Genomic DNA, 267 nt, shown 5'->3' with positions numbered 1-267 from the left:
GATGAGCCCCGGGAGCTCAGGGCCTGCGGCAGCCACTGGGCCTTTTCAGATACCGCTGTCTCGCCAATAGACATCGTCGAAACCAACGATCCTGACGAGCGTGACAATCCAGCCGCCAATCGTCTCAACAAACGTATTGATGATCTCTTGCCACGTCGGCTGTCGGAACGAGCCGCTCGCTTTTTCGAGGGGCAGAAGGACGTAAAGTTTCAACCCAACGCCCTTTCGACGGCGGTAGCGGTTGAACATGTTCAGGCGGGCATCAAG

At 57.3% G+C, this 267-nt stretch carries 1 protein-coding gene; it reads right to left on the bottom strand.

The annotated features are described in order from the left end of the window. Positions 1–45: 45 nt before the first annotated feature. Positions 46–267 (bottom strand): hypothetical protein (locus tag AC6CIG_RS29800; RefSeq protein ID WP_498324399.1); only part of this gene is annotated, 222 nt, incomplete at its 5' end.

Source organism: Sinorhizobium sp. GQ132 (assembly GCF_059758575.1).
This window is presented reverse-complemented; position numbering and strand designations above follow the sequence as displayed.